The organism is Desertibaculum subflavum (genome assembly GCA_003576705.1).
Lineage (GTDB): Bacteria > Pseudomonadota > Alphaproteobacteria > Ferrovibrionales > Ferrovibrionaceae > Desertibaculum > Desertibaculum subflavum.
Window position 1 is genome coordinate 21614 of record QOZS01000004.1, and the last position, 21261, is coordinate 42874.

The following is a 21261-nucleotide window of genomic DNA, read 5'->3' on the forward strand; positions in this document are numbered from 1 at the left end:
TTCAGGCTTTGGCCCCGCCCTCTTCGGCCACCGCCGCCGCCGCGGAGAGCACGCGGTCGAGGTCCTGGGCGTCGGCGATGATGTAGGCGGCGAGCACCTCGCTGCGGCCGCGCACGTCGAGATCCATGCGCGGGAACACCTTGAGGTTGACGCCGGCGCGCTTGCCGACCCGCTTCGACACCACGAGCTGGGCGCCGAATTCCTTGGTGATGGTCTCGAGCCGGCTCGCCGTGTTGACGGCATCGCCGATTGCCGTCACCGACATCACCCGGCCATGCCCCATCTCGCCGACGATCACCGTGCCGGCATGGATGCCGATGCCGATGCGGAGCGGCTCCGACAGGTCGTTCGCCAGGTTCTGGTTGAGCTGGCGCAGCGCGATCGACATGTCGCGCGCGGCGACCAGCGCCTGGGCGCAGCCGCGGCCGCTGTCGGTATCGAGGCCGAACAGCGCCATCACGCCGTCGCCGATGAACTTGTCGACCGTGCCGCCGGCATGCTCGATCGCCTCGCCCATGGCGCGGAAATACTGGTTCATCACGAAGACGACGTCATAGGGCAGCTTCTTTTCGGAGAAGCGGGTGAAGGCGCGCAGATCGGCGAACAGGATGGCGATCTCGCGCTCGCTGCCCTGGTGGTCGGCCGGGCGCTGGAAGCCGTCGCGCGCCGAGGCGGTGGGCGGCAAGAGCGGCGTCACCTGCAGGTCGTGGGTCGGCCGGACCTGGCAGGCGAGGCGCACGCCTTCCGGCGCGCCGATGCGGGCCAGCACCGTGAGCTCGTCCTCGCCGGCCGGCTCGACCTCCGCCTTGCCGTCGCCGAGCCGGATGCGGCAGGTCGAGCAGCGGCCGCGGCCGCCACAGACCGAGGCATGCGGGATGCCGGAGAGCCGGCTTGCCTCCAGCACCGAGGTGCCGCGGCGCACGTTGACGCGGCGCTCGCCCGGATAGCTCAAGACGATGAAGTCGCGCCGCCGCTCGAAGGCGCCGCGGGCCAGCCGGGCGGCGAACAGCACGCCGAGCAGCGCGGCGAAGCCGATCTGCGCCCGGTCGGTCATCTCCTGCACCCAGACCGGCGCGGCGGGCGGCAGCGCGCGCAGCGGCGCCACCAGGCGCGCGCGATAGATCGGGTCGGCGAGGCGCGCCTCGAGCTGGCGGCCGCCATCGACGAAGCCGACGATGGCGAGCACCGGCAGCAGCAGCGCCGCCGGATAGAGGAAGCGGCGCAAGGTCGGGTAGTAGGGCTTGAGCCGCAGCCAGAAATGCACGCCCATCGAGCCATGCGTCCAGGCGATCAGGATCAGCAGGCACTGGGTGAGGCCGAGCTCCGGCTTCTGCACCCAGAGCGCGAGCAGCACCAGCGCGTAGCTGTCGTCGAGCCCGAACATCTCGTGCGCGCCGCGATTGGCGATGGCGTGCTGCGCCACCAGGAGCGGCACGCAGAGGCCGAGCGCGATCTGCAGGTATTCCGGCCAGCCGACCGCGCGCCAGCCGCGCTTCCTGAAGATCGAGGTGAGCACCAGCGAGAGATGCAGGATGGCGGCGCCATACAGCGCGATCGTGCCGATCCAGCCGCGCCAGAGCCAGGTGAAGACCTCGCGGCCGAGCTCCATCGCGTCGAGCCCGAACAGCCCGAGCGCGTGATTCAGGAGATGCGTGCCGACGAAGGTGAAGAGCGTGAGCCCGCTCGCCAGCCGGAGCCGGCCGAACCAGTCGATCGAGCGCCAGTCGAACCGGAGCGCGCGCGCCCGCAGGGCCGATGCGTTATCCAAGCTGGCCCTGCAGCGCCTCGCGCAGCGCGACCTGCGGCCGGGCGCCCATCTGCTGGATGATCGCGCCGGCGCAAAGCCCGCCGAGCCGGGCGCATTCGGCGAGCGCGCGGCCGCGAGTGAAGCCGAACAGGAAGCCTGCGGCGTAGAGATCGCCGGCGCCGGTGGTGTCGATCAGCTGCTTGATCGGCGCCGCATCGACGACATGCACCTCGTCGCCCTTGGCGTTGACCACGACGGAGCCTTTCTCGGAGCGGGTCAGCGCAACGATGCCGGGCAGCTTGCGCGCTTCCTGCAGCGCCTCGTCGAAGCTCTTGGCCTCGAACAGCGACAGGATCTCCGCCTCGTTGGCGAACAGGATGTCGATCTCGCCGTTCGCGAGTTCCAGGAACTCGCGCCGGTAGCGGTCGACGCAGAAGCCGTCGGAGAGCGAGAGCGAGGTCTTCCGCCCGGCCGCCTTGGCGGCGCGGATCGCCTTGCGGAACGCCTCCTTCGCGCGCGGCGGATCCCAGAGATAACCTTCGAGATAGGTGACTTGCGCCTGCGCCACCTGGTCGGGATCGACGTCGTCCGGCCCGAGCTCGACGCAGGCGCCGAGATAGGTGTGCATGGTGCGCTGGCCGTCCGGCGTGACATGGACCAGGCAGCGCGCGGTGGACGGCCCGCTCTTCGCCGGCGGCGTGGTGAAGGCGACGCCGAGCGCGCGGATGTCGTGCGCGAAGACCTGGCCGAGCTGGTCGTCGCGCACCTTCCCCACATAGCCGGCCTTGGCGCCGAGCGAGGCGAGGCCGGCGATGGTGTTGGCGGCCGAGCCGCCGGAGCATTCGACCCCCGGCCCCATATCGCGGTACAGGCTGTCGGCGCGGGCGGCGTCGATCAGGTTCATCGAGCCCTTGGCCGCCTTGTGCCGCGCGAGGAAAGCATCGTCGGCCCGCGCCAGCACATCGACGATCGCATTGCCGATGCCGAGCACGTCGAGCGCAGCCGCCATGTGAATCACCCTGTGAATCGGAAAAGTCGGCCGGAGTATAGGCGGCGAAGGCTCGCCCACAACCTCACAGGCCAGTCAGGAGCCTGCTGGGTGCCTCAGGCGGCGGCCTCGTCCCGCGCGCCCGGATCAGCGCCCAGGAAGGGCTCGACGCTGGCGTGGATGCCAGCGGCAATGAAGGAATCGAGCTCGTTGAACCCGTCGAAGGTCAAAACGGCGATCTGCATCGGGCGCGCCTCTCGGCGGCGCTCCGGCCGCCGGCCCGGGGCCCGATCAAAGCCGCGATCGGCCCTCGTCCAGCAAGCTCCCTGCCCTGGCCCGGATATGCTCGGCGATACGGCGATACGATGCCGCGAGCGCGGCGCCCTTACGCCAGCCGGCGGCGATACTGCGGGTGGCGTGCAAATCCACGACGTCGAGAACGACGATGCCGGTCATCCCGCCGGCTTCCGAGCGGAGATAGAGCTCCGGCAGCATCGCCAAACCCAGGCCTGACGCCGCCATCTGGCGCAGGCTGTCGAGGCTGGTGCCCTCGTAGTCGTGCAGCAGCTCCGCGCCGATCTCGCGGCAGAGCGCCGCCACCTGACGGTGGAAATGGTGCCGGCGGTCAAGGCTGAGCATCTCGATGCCGCGCAGGTCGGCCTTGCGCAGCGCCTCGCGCCGGGTCAACGGATGATCGGCCGCGCTGACCAGCAGCATCCGCTCGCGGAACAGCGGCTCGACCTGCAGGTCGGGCGCGTCCATCGGCAGGGGACCAAGCAGCATGTCGAGCGTGCCGCGCGAGAGGTCGCGGACCTGATCGTCGGGAATGCCCTCCCTGATATAGAGCCGCAGGTCGGGATATTCGCGGTGCAGCTCGGCAATGATCGGCGGCATCAGATAGGGCCCGAGCGTCGGCGACGCACCGAAGTGCAAAGTCCCGGCCAGCTTTTCGGCGGCCCGCGATGCGAGTTCGCGCATGTCGCGCACGGCGAGCAGGACCTTGCGCGCCCGCGCAGCCATCTCCCGCCCCAGGGGAGTCATCGCCATGCCGCCGGAGGATCGTTCGACCAACGTCACCCCCAGCTTCTTCTCCAGCGCGCGCAACTGATGGCTGAGCGTCGGCTGCGAGGTATGCGCCGCCGCCGCGGCCCGGCCGAAATGCTGCAGGTCGGCCAGTGCAACCAGGTATTCGAGTTGGCGCAACGTCGGCACCGGCGGCCTCGTTGATAGATCCTATCTATCAGAATATCTCTTCTGTTTCGATTTGATCAATGGACGTGGATCACCAGATTGCCAATCAGTCAGGCAAGGAGGTCATCCATGCAACCGGAACTGAGAAGCCTTATCGAGCGGCACCGCCGCCTGGATATCGAGATCACGCGCGTGGCCGGCCAGCCCGTCATTCCGTGGCTGACAATCCAGCGCCTGAAGCGGCTGCGGCTGGCCCTCAAGGACCGGATCGCCGCGATCACGGCGCGCGTGGCCGGCGCCCGGCATGAGCGCGCAGCTGAGCCCTCACGATGAACTCGAAAGAAGGAGTCGAAACATGACACGAAGCGCTGAAGCCGTTGCGGCGATGCTCTGCCCCGTCTGCAAGAGCGGCCTTGCCATGTCCGAGCGCCAGGGCATCGAGATCGACTATTGCCCCGGCTGTCGTGGCGTGTGGCTCGACCGGGGCGAGCTCGACAAGATCGTCGAGCGCAGCGTGGCGGAAACGGCACCGCGCCCGGGGGCGACCCCGCCGACGACCAAGGCCTATCGGCGAGACGATGATGCGTATCCGCCCCGGCGGCGGAAATCGTTCCTGTCCGATTTGTTCGACTGAGCAGCGCGAATCGAACGGACAGCGCAATGGAGCTGGGTCTGATTCTGACCGGCCTCGTCCTGCTCGCGGCGGGCGGCGAGATGCTGGTGCGCGGTGCCGTCGGCACCGCGCGGGTCGCGGGCGTTTCCCCGCTTCTGGTCGGACTCACCATTGTGGGCTTCGGCACCTCGACGCCGGAACTGGTCACCAGCATTCTGGCGGCATTCGAGGAGGCCCCCGGCATCGCCGTCGGCAACGTCGTTGGATCGAATATTGCCAACATCCTGTTGATCCTCGGCATCGCGGCCCTGATTGCCCCGCTCGCCGTGCAGCCCGCGGCGTTTCGCCGCGACGGCCTGGCACTGGTTGGATCCACGGTCGCCTGCACCGCCGCCGTCCTGCTCGGCTATCTCGATCGCGCGGTCGGCATCGCGCTGCTGGCCCTGCTCGTCGTTTATGTCGGCTGGGCGTATTGGAACGAGAGGAAACGGCCCGACGCGGAATCGGCCATGCACGAGCACGTGGCCGAGGACGCGGCACCGCGCGGCCGCGGTCTGGCGCGCTCGCTTTTCCTGGCCGGCATCGGCATCGCCGCGACAATTCTCGGCGCCCGCCTGCTGGTCGACGGCGCGATCGGCCTGGCGCGCGGCTGGGGCGTCTCCGAGACGGTGATCGGCCTGACCATCGTCGCCGTCGGCACCTCGTTGCCGGAACTGGTCGCGTCCGTCATCGCGGCCTGGCGGCGCCATGCCGATGTCGCCCTGGGCAATGTCATCGGGTCCAACATCTACAACGTTCTCGGCATCCTGGGCCTGACCGCCGTGGTGCATCCGATCTCCATCCCGCCGGAGATCGCACGGTTCGATATCTGGGTTCTGGTCGCCACGACCGCCCTGCTGATGCTGTTCCTGCACACGGGCTGGACCCTGAAGCGATGGGAGGCGGCGCTGTTCGTCCTGGCCTACGCGGTCTATGTCGGATTTCTGGCGACGGCGCCGTAGAGCGGCGCCGCCCCTGGCCGGCGCGCACAGATTGCATCGGCTCAACTGTACAAACCTCCGCGCCTTCGCCACTCTCCCGCCGCCATGGAAGAGCTCGTCCGTCTGACCGCGCGGGAAGCGGTCCACCGCCTTGCCACCCGGCAGGTTTCGCCGCTGGATCTGATCGATGCTGCGGAGCGGCGCATCAATGAGACCGACGGCGTCCTGAACGCCGTGCCGACGCGCTGCTTCGACCGGGCGCGGGCGCATGCCAGGCGGCTGCTGGCCGAAGGGCCGCCGAGCGACCCGCCGCCCGGCTATCTCTACGGCCTGCCGATCGCGGTGAAGGACCTGGTGGATGTCGAGGGCGTGCGCACCACGCGCGGCTCGCGCATCTTCAAGGACAACATCTCGGCCCATTCCGACATCTCGGTGCGCAACCTGGAGCAGCGCGGCGCCATCGTGATCGGCAAGTCGAACACCCCCGAATTCGGCGCCGGGGCGCAGACCTTCAACGAGGTGCTGGGCACCACCACCAATCCCTGGGACACGCGCAAGACCTGCGCCGGATCGTCCGGCGGCGCCGCGGTGGCGCTGGCCGCGGGCCAGGTGTGGCTGGCGACGGGCAGCGATCTCGGCGGGTCGCTGCGCACGCCGGCGAGCTTCTGCTCGGTGGTGGGCTTGCGCCCCTCGCCCGGCCGCGTCGCGCATGGGCCGAACGTGACGCCGTTCGACACCATGTCGGTGGACGGGCCGATGGGCCGCAACGTCGCCGACACGGCGCTTTTCCTCGACGCCATGGCGGGCCAGTTCCCGGAGGACCCGATCTCGCAACCGGCGCCGGCGGTGCCGTTCCTCGACGCGGCGCTGCGCCCGACCGCGCCGAAGCGCGTCGCCTGGACCGACTTCTCCCGCTTCGGGCCGATCGCGCCGGAAGTGCGCGAGATCTGCGCGAAGGCGGCGCGGCGCTTCGAGAGCCTGGGCGTCGACGTCGCCGAGGACAGCATCGATTTCGGCGATCCGGAGGAGATGTTCCGCGTCATCCGCGCGTCCAGCTTCCTGGCCCGCCAGCGCGCCAATTACGAGACGCATCGCGAGCTGATGAAGCCCGAGGTGCAGTGGAACGTCGAGGAGGGCCTGCGCGTCCAGGTCGACGACATCGCGCGCGCGGAGCGGGCGCGCGGCGAGCTCTACCAGCGCGCCTCGGCCTTCTTCCGCAAGTACGACATCCTGGCGCTGCCGGCGGCGCCGATCCCGCCGTTCGACCACAGCATCCGCTATCCGGAGACGGTCGAGGGCGTGACGATGCCGACCTATATCTCCTGGGTGCGCGTCACCTTCGCCGTCACCTTGACCAGCCTGCCGGCCATCTCGATTCCCTGCGGTTTCACCAAAGACGGCCTGCCGGTCGGCCTGCAGCTGGTCGGGCCGCCACGCGGCGAGGCCCGGCTGCTCTCCGCCGCGGCAATGCTGGAAGCGGCGCTGGGCCTGAAGGACGCGACGCCGATCGATCCGCGCGTGACGTGATGGCCACCTCGCAGCCGATCTCCGTGCTCGGCGCCTATGCGCGCGGTGTCCGCGACCTGGCCGAGCCCGCCATGCGCGGCGTGGTGGCGCGCACGCTGGCGATCACGCTCGGCGCCTATGTGGTGGCAATCGCGCTGGCGCTGCAGCTGCCGCGGCTGATCCCCGATACCGGCTACGAATGGCTGAACGCCGCCGCGGCCATCCTCTCCGGCATCGGCGCGATCTTCCTGCTGGCCGTGCTGTTCCCGGTGGTGGTGAGCGCCGTGGTCGGCCTGTTCCTGGACGATGTCGCCGAGGCGGTGGAGCGGCGGCACTATCCGGCCGACCCGCCGGGCAGGGCGCTGGGCCTGGTGCCGGCGGTGCTGATGGGCCTGCGCTTCGCCGGCCTGGTGCTGCTGGTCAACCTGATCGCCCTGCCCTTCTACATCCTGCTGCTGTTCCTGCCGCCGTTCGGGCTGGTGCTGTTCTATCTGATCAACGGCTATCTGGTCGGGCGCGAGTATTTCGACCTGATCGCCACCCGGCACCTGCCGGCCGACCGGGCGGCCGAGCTGCGCGGCGCCTATGGCTTCCGGGTGGTGCTGGCGGGCGCCCTCGGCGCCTTCCTGTTCACCCTGCCGCTGGCCGCCCTGCTGGCCCCCTTGGTGACCACCGCGGCCTTCGTTCATCTGTACAAACGAACCGGCCTTTAACCCCGCAACCCGTTTTTCCGAGTGACACTTTTGGGTTAACGCTTGACCCGAATCGGCGACTCGGTCAGTGTGCGACGTCATCGGTGGCGATACAGAGGATTGGCCCCATGTTCGGCCGGAAGAAACCGCCCCCGGGGACCAATATCCCCAAGTCGACATCGGAGCCTGTGGACGATATCCCGCCGATGCCCGCCCAGCTTGCGCCGCTGAAACCGGCCACGCCGCCGCGACCCGTCACTCCCGCTGCCTCGCAAGGAAGCGCCATGCCCAGCCCTGATCTTCCCACCGCTTCCACCCCGCCGCTGCGTCCCGGCGCGCCGCCTCCCGGTTCGCCGATGGGCCGGCCGATGACGCCGCCGACCGTGGCCTCGCCGCCGAAGAGCGATGCCAGCGACCGCACCCTGACCGTCGGCCGCGGCATCAGCCTGAACGGCGAGATCAACGCCTGCGACCGGCTGGTCGTGGAAGGCAAGGTCGAAGCGGCGCTGAGCGACTGCAAGAGCATCGAGATCGCCGAGAGCGGCCTGTTCAAGGGCTCGGCCGAAATCCAGGACGCCGATATCAGCGGCCGGTTCGAAGGCAAGCTGACGGTGCGCGGCCGGCTGATGATCCGCTCCAAGGGCAAGGTCTCCGGCGAGGTTCGCTACGGCCAGCTGGAGATCGAGCTGGGCGGCCAGATCGTCGGCCATATCGAGGCGACCACGGCCGACGGGGCCCGCCATGTCGACGCTGCCGCCGATTGAAAATTAACTCCCCGGTAAGACCGGGGTCTTAAGAAGAAGAACGTGTTGCGCAACAACGATATAGGCGACCCGCTGCGGGTCGCGACGGAAACACGGAAGGGGGCGTGGTCACTGGCCGCGCCCCTAAATTTTGTGTCCTTCGCGCTTTTGATCGCCATTGCTGGTTGCACGGCCCATCAGCAACAGGCCGCCCAGCCGCCAATCCAGGCCACGACTAAGGCTCCGGCCGCGGTAAGCACAGCCGCGCTGGCCGTGACTCTGCCGGCGCCGCCGGTGGCCGATGACCGGCCGCCGGTGATCCCGGCCAGCACGGCCACGGCACGGCCCAAGCTGACCGGACTCGACCGCGCCGCGGTGATCGAGGCGCTCGGCCGGCCGCGGCTCAGCCGGCGCGAGGCGACGGCCGAGGTGCTGACCTTCGGCGGCCTCGAATGCTCGCTGTTCGTGTTCCTGTATGACGGGCCGGACGGCATCGGCGTGGTGCGCCATGTCGAGGCCCGCGCCCGCCAGGGCTTCGCCCTGGTCTCGGATGGCCGCTGCATCGACAGCGTGCTGGGCCGCAAGGCCGCGGCAGGCGCCAGCCCGGTTTGAACCCGACGTGACGGCGATGCCGTCGCTGGTTCTCGCCTCGGCCAGCATTGCCCGGGCGCGGCTGCTGCGCGAGGCCGGCATCGAGATCACCGTCGCGCCGGTCGGCATCGACGAAAGCGCGGTCAAGCAATCGCTGGCCGCCGAGAAGGCCTCGGCCGACGACGTCGCCACCATCCTGGCCGAGACCAAGGCCGCGCGCGGCTCGCTCAGCGCACCCGGCGCGCTCGTGCTCGGCGCCGACCAGATGCTCAGCTGCGGCGATGCCTGGTTCGACAAGCCGCCGGATCTCGACCATGCCCGGGCGCAGCTGAAGGCGCTGCGCGGCAAGGCGCACCGGTTGCATTGCGCGGCGGCGCTGGCTCGCGACGGGCAGGTGATCTGGCGCCATGTCGAGCGCGCAAGCCTGCACATGCGCGACTTCACCGACGGCTTCCTCGACGGCTATGTTGCCGCCGAAGGCGAGGCGCTGCTGACATCGGTCGGCGCCTATCGGCTGGAGGGGCCGGGCGTGCAATTGTTCAGCCGGATCGACGGCGACCATTTCGTGATCCAGGGCCTGCCCCTGCTGGCGCTGCTGGAGCAGCTGCGCGCACTGCAGGTGCTGGCCAGATGATCCTGACCGGCAAGGCCATGGTGGCAGGCCTGATGGGCTGGCCGGTATCGCATTCGCGCTCGCCCCGGCTGCACGGCTTCTGGATCGACAAGCACCGGCTCGACGCCGCCTATATCCCGATGGCGGTCCGGCCGGAGGATTTCTCAGCCGCGCTGCGGGCACTGCCGAAGCTCGGCTTCCGCGGCTGCAACCTGACCCTGCCGCACAAGGAGGCGGCACTCGCTTTGCTCGACCGCATCGATCCGGCGGCGCGCCGCATCGGCGCGGTTAACACCGTGGTGGTGGCGGAGGACGGCACGCTGGAAGGCCGCAACACCGACGTGATCGGCTTCGTCGAGAATCTGAGAGCCGCCGCGCCGCGCTTCGACTGCCGCGCCGGGCCGGCGCTGGTGCTCGGCGCCGGCGGCGGCGCGCGCGCCGTCATCGCCGGACTGATCGACCAGGGCGCGCCGGCCGTGCATGTGATCAACCGCGATCTTGCGCGGGCGGAGCGGCTGGCGCGCGAGCTCGGCCCCGCGGTGCGGCCGGCCGGCTGGGACCGCGTGCCCGCCCTGCTCGCCGAGGCACATATCCTGGTCAACACGACGAGCCTCGGCATGACCGGCGCGCCGCCGCTCGCGATCGACCTCGCGCCGCTCAAGCCTGGCGCGGTGGTGAACGACATCGTCTACACGCCGCTGGAGACGCCGCTGCTGGCCGCTGCGCACGAGCGCCAGCATGTCGCGGTCGACGGCCTCGGCATGCTGCTCCACCAGGGCGTCGCCGGGTTCGAGGCCTGGTTCGGCGTGCGCCCGGAAGTGACGGAGGAATTGCGCCGGTGGGTGCTGGGTTGATCATCCTCGGCCTCACCGGCTCGATCGGCATGGGCAAGAGCGAGACGGCGCGGATGTTCCGCCGGCTCGGCGTGCCGGTCTACGACGCCGATGCCACCGTGCACCGCGTCTACGCCAAGGGCGGCGACGCGGTCGAACCGATCGGCAAGGCCTTCCCCGGCACCATTCGGAACGGCGCGGTCGACCGCGCGGCGCTGAGCAAGGCGGTGGTCGGCAACGACGCCGAGATGCGACGGCTGGAGCGCATCACCCATCCGCTGCTGCGCCGTTATCAGAAGCGCTTCCTGCAGGCCGCGCTGGCCAAGCGACTGCCGCTCGTCGTGCTCGATATCCCGCTCCTGTTCGAGACCGGCGGCACCAAGCGGGTCGACCGCGTGGCGGTGGTGAGCGCGCCGCATGTCGTGCAGCGCGCCCGCGTGCTGCGCCGGCCCGACATGACGCCGGAGAAGTTCGCCTATATCAACCGCCGCCAGACGCCCGACAAGGTGAAGCGCGCCCGCGCCGACTTCCTGATCCCGACCGGCCTCGGCAAGCGCTTCGCCCTCGACGCCGTCCGCCGTACCATTCGGAAAGCGAAGCGAGTCGCGCCGAAGCGGCGGAGGGTGATTTAGGGCATGCGCGAGATCGTTCTCGATACCGAGACCACCGGGCTCGACCCGCTGACCGGCGACCGGATCGTCGAGATCGGCTGCGTCGAGCTGATCAACCACATCCCGACCGGCGAGAGCTTCCACACCTACCTGAACCCGGAACGGCCGATGGCCGAGGCGGCGTTCCAGGTGCACGGCCTCTCCGATGCTTTCCTGGCCGACAAGCCGCGCTTCGCCGAGGTGGTCGACGGCTTCCTCGGCTTCATCGGCGACGCGCCGCTGATCATCCACAATGCCGAATTCGACATGCGGTTCATCAATGCGGAGCTCTCGCGCCTCGAGCGCGCACCGCTGCCGCCGGGCCGCGCGATCGACACGCTGAGACTGGCCCGCCAGCGCTTCCCCGGCGCCCAGGCGAGCCTGGACGCCCTGTGCCGCCGCTTCGGCATCGACAATTCCAAGCGCGACAAGCACGGCGCACTGCTCGATGCCGACCTGCTGGCCGCGGTCTATCTGGAGCTGATCGGCGGCCGGCAGCCGGGCCTGGTGCTGGGCGTCGAGGTCAGCGCCACCGTGCTGCAGGTGCAGCGCATCGCCCGGCCGCCACGGCCGCATGCGGCCTCGCCCGATGAGCTGGCGGCGCACCGCGCCTTCCTCGACAAGGCGGTCAAAGGCGCGCTGTGGGACCGCGGCTGAGGGCCGGGAAACCCGCCGCGAAATCCACTGGGAAATCCGAGGGTGACGGCATCCCCGCGGGCGTGCTAGGGCGTCGCCACACATTGCAACGCCCGAGGACCAGCCGCCGATGAGCGACGCGCCGAAGCCCGGCGCGGGCCCGACCCCGCCCCAGGGAGAGGTTCCGCCCCAGTTCCTGCTCAACTCGCAATACGTGAAGGATCTCTCGTTCGAGAATCCGAACGCGCCGCAGGCGTTGCAGGGTGACCAGCGCCCGAACATCACGGTGAACGTGAATGTCGAGGCCAAGGGCCTGGGCCCGGATGTCTATGAGGTCGAGCTCAAGCTCGCCGCCAATGCCAAGCGCGACGACACGACGCTGTTCGTGGCCGAGCTGGTCTATGGCGGCGTGTTCACCATCCGCGGCTTTCCGCAGGAGCATCTGCAGCTCGCCGTGCTGGTGCAGTGCCCGACCCTGCTGTTCCCCTTCGCCCGGCGGGTGCTGGCCGACGTGATCCGCGATGGCGGTTTCCCGCCGCTTCTGCTGGAGCCGATCAACTTCCTGGAGCTGCTGCAGCGCCAGCAGCAGGCCGCCCAGCAGCAGGCCGGGAACCGCCCGGCGGGAACGGCCTGAGCCGGCAGGGGTTTCTGGTAACGATCTTGCAACCTCGGCCCGAGCACTTATCTCAGGGTTGCCGCCAAACAGTGAGGCGACGGGCCAGCTTGCTGGATTCGGCCTGCCCCGCGCGCTAGGCTTCCAGCCGGTGTACCCGGAGGCGGGGCGGCGCGCCGTTAGAAAGGCTCCGCATGGGCGACGGTTTCAACGTGCTTGAGATACTGCTGCTGGCGATGGTCGCGGGCTTCATTGTCCTGCGGCTGCGCAGCGTGCTCGGCCGTCGCACCGGGGCGGAGCCGCGGCGTCCCCCCGTGAACGGGCCCGGCGGCAACCAGCCGGCGGGCGAGCGTGCGCCCGGCAATGTCATTCCGCTGCCCGGCCGGCCGACGCCGGCGCCGGAGAGCTTCGAGGGCCCGGCCGCGGCCGGCCTGACCAAGATCCGCGGCGCCGATCCGGCGTTCAACCCGGGCGAGTTCCTGAACGGCGCCAAGGGCGCCTACGAGATGATCGTCACCGCCTTTGCCAAGGGCGATATCGGCACCTTGCGTGCGCTGCTCGGCGACGAGGTCTATCGCAGCTTCGCCGCCGCCATCGAGGACCGCCAGAAGCGCGGCGAGACGCACGAGACGACCCTGGTCGGCATCAAGGAGGCGGAGATCGTTGAGGCCGACGTGACCGGCAGCCGCATGGCCGAGGTGACGGTGCGGTTCGTCTCCGAACTGGTCAACGCGACGCGCGACAAGGATGGCCAGCTGATCGGCGGCAACCCGAACGCGGTGGAAGAGACCATCGACATCTGGACCTTCGCGCGCAACCTGCGCTCGTCGGATCCGAACTGGCAGCTGATCGCCACCGCCACGCCGGCGTGATCCGGCCGCTCCACATCATCGTCGCCGGCGCGCTGGCGCTCGCCGCTTGCGCACCCAAGGTTTCGCCGGAAGACGCCAAGCTGGCGCTCGAGCCCGCCGACTACGCCGAGCTGCCGGGCTGGCAGGACGATGCGGTGGGCGAGGCCTGGCCGGCGCTGGCGCGCTCCTGCGCCGCCATCGCCAAGCAGCCGGCCGACCGCGTGCTGACACAGGAGATCACGGCCGGCGACTGGGCCAAGGCCTGCGCGGCGATCGGCGCCGAGGGCCCCGCCCCCGACCCGGCAACGGCGCGCGGCCGGATCGAAGCCGCCTTCCGCCCGTTCCGCGCCACCGCCGAGGGCAACCCGACCGGCCTCTTCACCGGCTATTACGAGATCGAGCTGAAGGGCAGCCGCAGCGAGGATGCGGCGAACCGCTATCCGCTGTATCGCCGGCCGCCGGACCTTGTGAATGTCGATCTGGGCGAGTTCCGCGACAGCCTGAAGGGCCAGCGCATCGCCGGCCGCGTGGTGGGCGAGACGCTCAAGCCCTATCCCGACCGGGGGCAGATCGACCGCGGCGCGCTGGCCGGCAAGGGGCTGGAGATCGCCTTCGTGGCCGATCCGGTCGATGCCTTCTTCCTGCACATCCAGGGATCGGGCCGGGTGCGCCTCGCCGACGGATCGCATGTGCGGGTCGGCTATGCGGCGCAGAACGGCCATCCCTATCTCGCCATCGGCCGGCCGCTGATCGAGCGCGGCGCGATCCCGAAGGACCGTGTCTCCATGCAGTCGATCCGCGCCTGGCTCGCCGCCAATCCGGGCGAGGCGGAGCGGGTGATGTGGCTCAACGCCTCCTACGTGTTCTTCCGCGAGCTCACGGGCGAGGGCCCGATCGGCGCCCAGGGCGTGGCGCTGACCCCCGGCCGCTCGCTCGCCGTCGACCGCCGGCACATTCCGATGGGTGCCCCGATCTGGCTCGCCACCACGACGCCGGATGCGGCGCCGCTGCGCCGGCTGATGGTGGCGCAGGATACCGGCGGTGCGATCAAGGGCCCGGTCAGGGGCGACGTCTATTTCGGCTTCGGGGCGGAAGCCGGCGAGCTGGCCGGGCAGATGAAGCAGCCGGGCCGCTGGTGGCTGCTGCTGCCCCGCGCCGGCCTCCGGGGATCGTGAAGCGCTGCCAAGCGGCGCCCGCGCTATGATGCGGCGGATTTCGGGGGAGAGCTTCGCCATGCGCCTGGTGCTTGCGCTGACCGCCGCCCTGCTGCTCGTCCGCCCTGCCGCGGCAGCGGAAGAGCTGCCGATCTTCGATGCGCATATCCATTACAGCCACGATGCCTGGGACATGCTGCCGCCGGACGAGGCGATCGCGGTGCTGCGCAAGGCGGGCCTGCGCAAGGCCTTGGTCTCGAGCTCGAGCGACGACGGCACGCAGAAGCTCTACGACGCAGCGCCCGACCTGATCGTGCCGGAGCTGCGCCCCTACCGGACGCGCGGCGAGCTTTCCACCTGGCTGCGCGACCCGACGGTAATCCAGCACCTGGAGAGCCGGCTCGCCCGCTACAAATATGTCGGCATCGGCGAGTTCCACGTGTTCGGCGCCGATGCCGACCTTCCCGTCATGCGCCGCGTGGTGGAGCTGGCGAAGCAATACGGCCTGGTGCTGCACCTGCATGGCGATGCCGAGGCGATCGACCGCGTCTTCGCGCAGGACCCGGCGGCGCGCATCCTGTGGGCGCATTCCGGCTTCGACCGGCCGGACAAGCTGAGGCCCATGCTGAGCAAATACGCCAATCTCTGGGCCGATCTCGCGGTCAGGAGCGAGCACGGCTCGGGCGGCAAGGTCGACCCGGAATGGCGCCGGCTGTTCATGGATTTCCCGGACCGGTTCATGGTCGGCACCGACACCTACACGCCGGAGCGCTGGTACTACGTGGCCGAGCATGCGGCCTGGTCGCGCGCCTGGCTCAACGACCTGCCGCGCGACCTGGCGGAGAAGCTCGCCTATCGCAATGCGGAAGCGCTGCTGCTCGGCGAGCGTGCCCCGTCGCGCTGAATTGCGCATCGTGGTCCTGGCCCTGGCGGTGCTGTCGCCGGCGGCGGCCGTCGCCTGCGACCTCGCCGGCCTGCCGCAGCGCATCGAGAGCGCCACCGCGACGCTTGCCTATCGGGCCGAGCCGGCGCTGACCGTCGGCGTGCCGCATGTGCTGGAGATCGGCGCCTGCGCGCGGAACGGCAGCGCGCGGCTTGTCGCCGTCGATGCCTTCATGCCGGCGCATGGCCATGGCACCAACTACCGCACCGAGATCGCGGCCACCGGGTCCGGACGCTTCCGCGCCGAGGGCCTGCTGCTGCACATGCCGGGGGCCTGGGAGCTGCGTTTCGATGTCGAGACGCCGGCCGGCCGCGAGCGGCTGGTGCAGGAGATCGAGGTCGAATGAGGGCGGCGCTCGCAGGCCTGATCGCAGCGCTGCTTGCCGCCGCGGCGGTGGCGGCGCCGGTGCGCTTCGACGAGGCCGAGACGCGGCGCATCCTGCGCCACGGCCCCTGGCCGCCCGCGGTGCCGGCCGATCCGAGCAACCGCGTGGCGGAGAACCCGGCGGCGATCGAGCTCGGCCGGCGGCTGTTCTTCGACAAGCGATTATCGGCCGACGGCACCGTCGCCTGCGCCACCTGCCACGCGCCGGCGCTGGCCTGGACCGACGGCAAGCCGCGCGCGGCGACCTATCAGCCGCTGCACCGCAACACCCCGACCGTACTAAATGCGGGGCTCGGCCGCTGGTTCGGCTGGGATGGCGGCGCCGACAGCCTGTGGGCGCAATCGATCCGCCCGATCCTGAGCCCGCAGGAGATGGGCGGCAGCGCGGCGCAGACGGCGCGCCGGGTGGCCGGCGATCCCGCCCTCACCTGCCTCGCCCGCGCGAGCTTCGGCGCGCCGGCCGAGAGCGACGAGGCGGCACTGGTGCGGGCGGCCAAGGCGATCGCCGCCTTCGTCGCCACCATGGTCTCGCCCCGCACGCCGTTCGACGCGTTCCGCGACGCGCTGGCGGAAGGCGACGCCAAGGCGATGGCGCGCTATCCGCAGGCGGCGCAGCGCGGCCTCAAGCTGTTCGTCGGCAAGGGCTGCCCGGATTGCCATTTCGGGCCGGCTTTCACCAACGGCGAGTTCCACGATGTCGGCGTGCCGCATATGCCGGCGCCGGGGATGGTGGATTTCGGGCGGCATGGCGGGCTGAAGATCCTCGCCGCCGACCGCTTCAACCGGCTGGGGCCGTGGAGCGACGACGCGGAGGGCGAGGCGGCGGCGCTGACCCGGCGGGTGCGCGCGACGCATACCGATTTCGGCCGCTTCAAGGTGCCGAGCTTGCGCGAGGCCGCGCGCACCGCGCCCTATATGCATGACGGCCGCTATGCCAGCCTGCGCGACGCGGTGCGGCATTACTCCGAGCTCGACATGAACCGGCTGCACGTTCACGGCGAGCAGCTGCTGCGACCGCTGCGCCTCAAGGGGAGCGAGATCGACGACCTTGTCGCCTTCCTCGAATCGCTCAGCGCGCCGAAGCTGCCGGAATTCGCGCCGGCGCGTTATTCTGCCTGTCCTTGAACCGAAGTGAGTTCGTCATGCGGCATGAGATTCCCGGCGTCCTCTATCGCATCGCCCCGATCAGCCCGCCGATCCCGCTAGTGCTGGATTCGCCGCATAGCGGCACGCATTATCCGGCGGATTTCCGCCATGCCGCGCCGCTCGCGCTGGTGCGGAGAGCGGAGGACAGCCATATCGACGACATCTTCGGCGCCGCGCCGGAGCTTGGCGCCACGCTGATCGCCGCGCACTTCCCGCGCGCCTATCTCGACCCGAACCGCGCGCTCAGCGACATCGACCCGTCGCTACTGGACGAGCCCTGGCCCGAGCCGCTCGCCCCCGGCGAGAAGACCAAGAGCGGCATCGGCCTGATCTGGCGCGTCGCCGCGCCCGGCGTGCCGATGTACGACCGCAAGCTCTCCATCGCCGAAACCAGGTCGCGCATCGACCGCTACTGGCGGCCCTATCACGCCGAGATCGAGGCGGCGATCGAGCGGGCCTACGGCGCGCATGGCGCGGTCTGGCACATCAACTGCCATTCGATGAAATCGGTCGGCGACGGCCGCGGCAAGGAGAAGGGCCGGCGGCGCGCCGATTTCGTGCTGGGCGACCGCGACGGCACCACCTGCGACCGCGGCTTCACCGATTTCGTCGCCGAGCGCCTGCGCGCCAAGGGCTATGGCGTCGCTGTCAACGATCCCTACAAGGGCGTCGAGCTGGTACGCCTGCATGGTCGGCCGAACGAACGCCGCCACAGCCTGCAGATCGAGATCAACCGCGGCCTGTACATGGACGAGGACACCGCCGAGCGCAGCGCCAATTACGGCCGGCTCAGGTTCGACGTTTCCGAATTGCTGCGCGAAGTCGCCGAGTGGGTGCGCGGGCAGGTCTGATCTAATCGACCAGCCGGCGGAGCAGGTCCATCAGCCGGGCCTTGTCCTCGGGTCCGAGCTTGGCCGACATGCGGCGCTCGTGCTCGCCGATGGACAGGTTCAGCTGGGCGAGCAGGCGCTCGCCCTTCGGCGTCAGGTGCAGCGCGTGCGAGCGGCGGTCGATATCGGAGGCGGCGCGGCGGGCGAGGCCGCGCTTCTCCAGCTCGTTCAGCACCAGCACGAGGCGGCCGCGCTCGATGCCGAGCGCCCGGCTGACATCGGCCTGCTTGAGGCCGGGATTGGCGGCGATCACCGTCAGGATGGAGAATTGCGCCGGGCGGATCCCGGTATTCGCCACCGAGCGCAGGAAATCCTGGAACACGGCCACCTGGGCGCGGCGCACCGCATAGCCGACATGGGTGTCGAGACCGCCGAAATCGATGGCGCGTTGGCGCCTGGCCCGCTGGCGCGGACGCGCGGCGCGATCGGCGGCGCTTCCGGCACGGTCGAACTCGTCCGCGTCGACCTCGACGCTGCTGTCATCCGTTGCGGCCATCGACGGCGACCCGGGCCTCCCTGCTGCCATGTTCGACTTAGAGCGTATCCGCGCCGCGCCTGACAAGCGATCCGCACGGTTTCAGAACTGTTGTTGACGACAACAATCTGCGCGTGGGATAAGCTGCGCGCAAGGGAGGACGCCGATGCGACGGTTCCAGAACGTCCACATCCCCTACGGCGCCTACTGGTCGACGCCCTTCGCGCGCTGGCAGGGCAGCTTCGCGCATCTGCACGCGGTGCAGTTCGGCGCCCATGTGACGAGGCAGGAGCTGGCCCGGCGCGGCATCGCGGCCACCGCCTTCGACGGCGCGCTGCTCGGGTTGACCACGCCGCAGCGCTCCTCCTTCCACGGGCTGCCCTGGTTCATGAACATGATCGGCGCGCCGGAGGTGGGCGGGCCGCAGGTGGCGCAGGCCTGCGCGACCGGCACCCGGCTGCTGCAGCTCGCCGCGCAGGAGGTCGAGCTCGGCAGCGCCGAGGCGATGCTGGCGGTCTGCTGCGACAAGACCTCGAACGGGCCGATGGTGCTGTATCCCGATGCCGGCTCGGCCGGCGGCGGCCGGCCGGAGACCGAGCACTGGGTGCTCGACAACTTCAACGGCGTGACCGCCGGAGTCGATTTCGCCGACGAGCCGATCGTGGCGACGGCGGAGAACTGCGTGCGCGAGTGGCAGATCAGCCGCGCCGAGATGGATGACGTCACTGCCCATCGCTATGCGCAGTACAAGGACGCGACGGCCGACGACCACGCCTTCCAGAAGCGCTACATGACCTTGCCGTTCGAGGTGCCGGATGCGAAGTTCAAGCGCGTCAAGACGACGCTCGCGGGCGACGAGGGCGTGCACGACACGACGCGCGACAAGCTCGCCGCCCTGAAGCCGGCGCAGCCGGGCGGCACGCTGACCTTCGGCAACCAGACGCATCCCGCCGATGGCAGCGCCGCGGTGATCGTGACCGGCAAGGCGCGCGCCGCCGAGTTTTCCAGGGATCCGAGTATCGAGATCACGCTCCGCGGCTTCGGCACGGCGCGCTCCAAGCTGAAATTCATGCCGGCGGCGCCGGTACCGGCGGCGAAGAAGGCGCTGGAGCAGGCCGGCATCGGTATCGGCCAGGTCGATGCGGTGAAGTCGCACAACCCGTTCGTGGTCAACGACATCGTGTTCGCGCGCGAGACCGGCTTCGACGTGATGAAGATGAACAATTACGGCTCCTCGCTGGTCTTCGGCCATCCGCACGGGCCGACGCCGATGCGGAGCACGATCGAGCTGATCGAGGAGCTGGTGCTACGCGGCGGCGGCGTGGGCCTGTTCGAAGGCTGCGCCGCCGGCGACACCGGCATGGCCCTGGTGGTCGAGGTGACGGACCGGCGGCGCTAAGAATTGGGACGGTGAGATGATCAGCCGGCGCGAGCACGTCATCGAATGGGGCCAGTGCGACGCGGCCGGCATCGTGTTCTATCCGCAGTACTACGTGATGTTCGATGCCTGCACGTCGCTGTTGTTCGAGCGCGCCGGCTGGCCGCGCGCCACCATGTTCCGCGATTTCGACATCCACGGCCTGCCGCTGGTCGAGACGGGGGCGAAGTACGCCTTCCCGCTGCGTTTCGGCGACCACGTGACGATCGAGACGCGGGTCGCCGAATGGAAGCGCACGAGCTTCGTCGTGCGGCACGACATCTCGAAGGACAGCAAGGTCGCGGTCGAGGGCACCGAGGTCAGGGTCTGGGCCGGCCGGCACCCGGACGACCCCGCCCGGATGAAGTCCGCGCCGATCCCCGAAGAGGTAATCCGGCGGCTTTCCACGCCCGATTGACCCTGGTCAAAGCGGTCTGCTCGAATTTGTGAATGCTTCGCAGTTGCGCTGGACCGGTCTTGCGGCTATCAAATGCGCAGGAGAATGCGACCTATTCGCACTAGCAACAAACAGAGGGAACCCCTCATGCTGACCCGCCTGCTCGCCGCCACCACGCTGGCCGCCGGCATCCTGATCGCCGGCGTCGCCGGCGCTGCCGAGCTCAATCTCTATACCGGCCGGCACTACCAGACCGACGAGCTGCTCTATTCGAACTTCACCAAGAAGACCGGCATCAAGATCAACCGGATCGAGGGCAAGGAAGACGACATCATCGAGCGGGTGAAGCGCGAAGGCGCCTCCAGCCCGGCCGACGTGCTGATCACGGTGGATGCCGGCCGCATCTGGCGGGCCGACGATGCCGGGTTGTTCGCCCCGGTGAAGTCGAAGGTTCTGGAGGAGCGCATTCCGGCCGAGTTCCGCCAGCCGGAGGGCCGCTGGTTCGGGTTCTCCACCCGCGCCCGCGTGATCTATTACGACAAGGCGAAGGTGAAGCCCGGCGTCGACATCAAATCCTACGAGGATCTCGCCGATCCGAAGTGGAAGGGCAAGGTCTGCATCCGCTCCGGCACCAACATGTACAACCTGTCGCTGATGAGCACCTTGATCCACCATCTCGGCGAAGCGAAGGCGGAGGCCTGGGCCAAGGGCGTGGTCGCCAACATGGCGCGGCCGCCGCAGGGCGGCGATACCGACCAGGCCAAGGCGATCGCCGCGGGCGAGTGCGAGATCGGCGTCGGCAACACCTACTACCTCGTGCGCCTGATGCGCTCGGAGAAGCCGGCCGACCAGGAGGTCGCGAAGAAGGTCGGCGCCATGTTCCCGAACCAGGACGGCCGCGGCGCGCATGTGAACGTCGCCGGCGGCGGCATGGTGAAGACGGCGCCGAACAAGGAAGCGGCGGTGAAGTTCCTCGAGTACCTCGCCTCCGACGAAGCGCAGCAATATTTCGCCGACGGCAACAACGAATATGCCGTGGTGCAGAGCGTGAAGCTGGAGAACCCGGCGCTGCACCAGCTGGGCGGCTTCAAGGCCGACAAGGTGAATATCGAGGTGCTGGGCAAGAACCAGCCGCTGGCGCAGAAGATCTTCGAGCGCGCCGGGTGGAAGTAAGATCGTAAGTCCTCTCCGTCCTCACGGGCGGAGAG

General features: G+C 69.6%; 25 protein-coding genes and 1 pseudogene. 21 read left to right on the plus strand and 5 right to left on the minus strand.

What is annotated here, in order from left to right:
• Position 1: 1 nt before the first annotated feature.
• From DT074_RS03080 to DT074_RS03095, 4 genes and pseudogenes are all read right to left on the minus strand, one after another.
• Positions 2–1768 (minus strand): adenylate/guanylate cyclase domain-containing protein, encoded by a 1767-nt coding sequence (locus DT074_RS03080; protein ID WP_119418341.1) that lies wholly within the window; start codon positions 1766–1768, stop codon positions 2–4.
• Entirely contained in the window at positions 1761–2756 is a 996-nt protein-coding gene (locus tag DT074_RS03085; RefSeq protein ID WP_119418342.1) for an adenosine kinase, read from the minus strand. Before DT074_RS03085 ends, DT074_RS03080 begins: the two co-directional genes overlap by 8 nt.
• A gap of 158 nt (positions 2757–2914) precedes the next feature.
• A pseudogene (locus tag DT074_RS28665) lies at positions 2915–2980 on the minus strand (AraC family transcriptional regulator); the annotation flags it as partial.
• A gap of 46 nt (positions 2981–3026) precedes the next feature.
• The gene (locus DT074_RS03095; protein WP_119418343.1) at positions 3027–3947 is read right to left on the minus strand and encodes a LysR substrate-binding domain-containing protein; all 921 of its coding nucleotides are present in this window, start codon (positions 3945–3947) and stop codon (positions 3027–3029) included.
• Positions 3948–4055: 108 nt separating this feature from the next.
• Between DT074_RS03095 and DT074_RS03100 the strand changes: the two genes are divergently transcribed.
• The 18 genes from DT074_RS03100 to DT074_RS03185 all read left to right on the plus strand — a co-directional run bounded on the left by DT074_RS03100 (position 4056) and on the right by DT074_RS03185 (position 17725).
• On the plus strand, positions 4056–4259 hold the full coding sequence (locus DT074_RS03100) for an HP1242/YdcH family protein (RefSeq protein WP_119418344.1): 204 nt from the start codon (positions 4056–4058) through the stop codon (positions 4257–4259).
• Between the two features lie 22 nt (positions 4260–4281).
• Positions 4282–4560 (plus strand): TFIIB-type zinc ribbon-containing protein, encoded by a 279-nt coding sequence (locus DT074_RS03105; RefSeq protein ID WP_119418345.1) that lies wholly within the window; start codon positions 4282–4284, stop codon positions 4558–4560.
• Between the two features lie 26 nt (positions 4561–4586).
• Entirely contained in the window at positions 4587–5540 is a 954-nt protein-coding gene (locus DT074_RS03110; RefSeq protein ID WP_119418346.1) for a calcium/sodium antiporter, read from the plus strand.
• 84 nt (positions 5541–5624) lie between these two features.
• Positions 5625–7046 carry an amidase gene (locus DT074_RS03115; protein WP_119418347.1) on the plus strand — a complete coding sequence of 474 codons (1422 nt, stop codon included), beginning with the start codon at positions 5625–5627 and terminating at the stop codon, positions 7044–7046.
• A complete protein-coding gene (locus DT074_RS03120; RefSeq protein ID WP_119418348.1) occupies positions 7046–7738 on the plus strand; it encodes an EI24 domain-containing protein in 693 nt (230 codons plus the stop codon). Before DT074_RS03115 ends, DT074_RS03120 begins: the two co-directional genes overlap by 1 nt.
• 347 nt (positions 7739–8085) lie before the next feature.
• Positions 8086–8481, plus strand: coding sequence for a bactofilin family protein (locus DT074_RS03125; RefSeq protein WP_162914583.1), 396 nt, complete (start codon positions 8086–8088; stop codon positions 8479–8481).
• 273 nt (positions 8482–8754) lie between these two features.
• The gene (locus DT074_RS03130; RefSeq protein WP_162914584.1) at positions 8755–9072 is read left to right on the plus strand and encodes a hypothetical protein; all 318 of its coding nucleotides are present in this window, start codon (positions 8755–8757) and stop codon (positions 9070–9072) included.
• Between the two features lie 16 nt (positions 9073–9088).
• Positions 9089–9685, plus strand: a complete 597-nt coding sequence (locus DT074_RS03135) for a Maf family protein (RefSeq protein ID WP_119418351.1) — start codon at positions 9089–9091, stop codon at positions 9683–9685.
• Positions 9685–10518 (plus strand): shikimate dehydrogenase, encoded by an 834-nt coding sequence (locus tag DT074_RS03140; RefSeq protein WP_162914590.1) that lies wholly within the window; start codon positions 9685–9687, stop codon positions 10516–10518. Before DT074_RS03135 ends, DT074_RS03140 begins: the two co-directional genes overlap by 1 nt.
• A complete protein-coding gene (coaE, locus tag DT074_RS03145; protein WP_119418353.1) occupies positions 10515–11129 on the plus strand; it encodes a dephospho-CoA kinase in 615 nt (204 codons plus the stop codon). Before DT074_RS03140 ends, coaE begins: the two co-directional genes overlap by 4 nt.
• A gap of 3 nt (positions 11130–11132) precedes the next feature.
• Positions 11133–11804, plus strand: coding sequence for a DNA polymerase III subunit epsilon (dnaQ, locus tag DT074_RS03150; RefSeq protein WP_119418354.1), 672 nt, complete (start codon positions 11133–11135; stop codon positions 11802–11804).
• A gap of 109 nt (positions 11805–11913) precedes the next feature.
• Positions 11914–12417, plus strand: a complete 504-nt coding sequence (gene secB / locus DT074_RS03155; protein WP_119418355.1) for a protein-export chaperone SecB — start codon at positions 11914–11916, stop codon at positions 12415–12417.
• A 173-nt stretch (positions 12418–12590) separates the two neighbouring features.
• Entirely contained in the window at positions 12591–13268 is a 678-nt protein-coding gene (locus DT074_RS03160; RefSeq protein WP_119418356.1) for a Tim44/TimA family putative adaptor protein, read from the plus strand.
• A complete protein-coding gene (gene mltA / locus DT074_RS03165) occupies positions 13265–14422 on the plus strand; it encodes a murein transglycosylase A (RefSeq protein ID WP_368744398.1) in 1158 nt (385 codons plus the stop codon). The genes DT074_RS03160 and mltA overlap by 4 nt, the downstream gene beginning before the upstream one ends.
• Positions 14423–14480: 58 nt before the next feature.
• Complete coding sequence (locus DT074_RS03170; protein WP_119418473.1) at positions 14481–15305, plus strand: amidohydrolase family protein; 825 nt, start codon at positions 14481–14483, stop codon at positions 15303–15305.
• A gap of 10 nt (positions 15306–15315) precedes the next feature.
• Positions 15316–15690 (plus strand): hypothetical protein, encoded by a 375-nt coding sequence (locus tag DT074_RS03175; RefSeq protein WP_162914585.1) that lies wholly within the window; start codon positions 15316–15318, stop codon positions 15688–15690.
• A complete protein-coding gene (locus tag DT074_RS03180) occupies positions 15687–16853 on the plus strand; it encodes a cytochrome-c peroxidase (protein ID WP_119418359.1) in 1167 nt (388 codons plus the stop codon). Before DT074_RS03175 ends, DT074_RS03180 begins: the two co-directional genes overlap by 4 nt.
• 17 nt (positions 16854–16870) lie before the next feature.
• Positions 16871–17725, plus strand: a complete 855-nt coding sequence (locus DT074_RS03185; protein WP_119418360.1) for an N-formylglutamate amidohydrolase — start codon at positions 16871–16873, stop codon at positions 17723–17725.
• A gap of 1 nt (position 17726) precedes the next feature.
• On the opposite strand, the gene DT074_RS03190 is transcribed toward DT074_RS03185, so the two are convergent.
• A complete protein-coding gene (locus DT074_RS03190; RefSeq protein ID WP_162914586.1) occupies positions 17727–18260 on the minus strand; it encodes a MarR family winged helix-turn-helix transcriptional regulator in 534 nt (177 codons plus the stop codon).
• Between the two features lie 145 nt (positions 18261–18405).
• Here DT074_RS03190 and DT074_RS03195 point away from each other — a divergent pair, with 145 nt between their 5' ends.
• From DT074_RS03195 to DT074_RS03205, 3 genes are all read left to right on the plus strand, one after another.
• Positions 18406–19638, plus strand: coding sequence for a thiolase family protein (locus tag DT074_RS03195; protein ID WP_119418362.1), 1233 nt, complete (start codon positions 18406–18408; stop codon positions 19636–19638).
• A 16-nt stretch (positions 19639–19654) separates the two neighbouring features.
• On the plus strand, positions 19655–20074 hold the full coding sequence (locus DT074_RS03200; protein ID WP_119418363.1) for an acyl-CoA thioesterase: 420 nt from the start codon (positions 19655–19657) through the stop codon (positions 20072–20074).
• A gap of 126 nt (positions 20075–20200) precedes the next feature.
• A complete protein-coding gene (locus tag DT074_RS03205) occupies positions 20201–21226 on the plus strand; it encodes a Fe(3+) ABC transporter substrate-binding protein (protein WP_119418364.1) in 1026 nt (341 codons plus the stop codon).
• Positions 21227–21261: the final 35 nt, after the last annotated feature.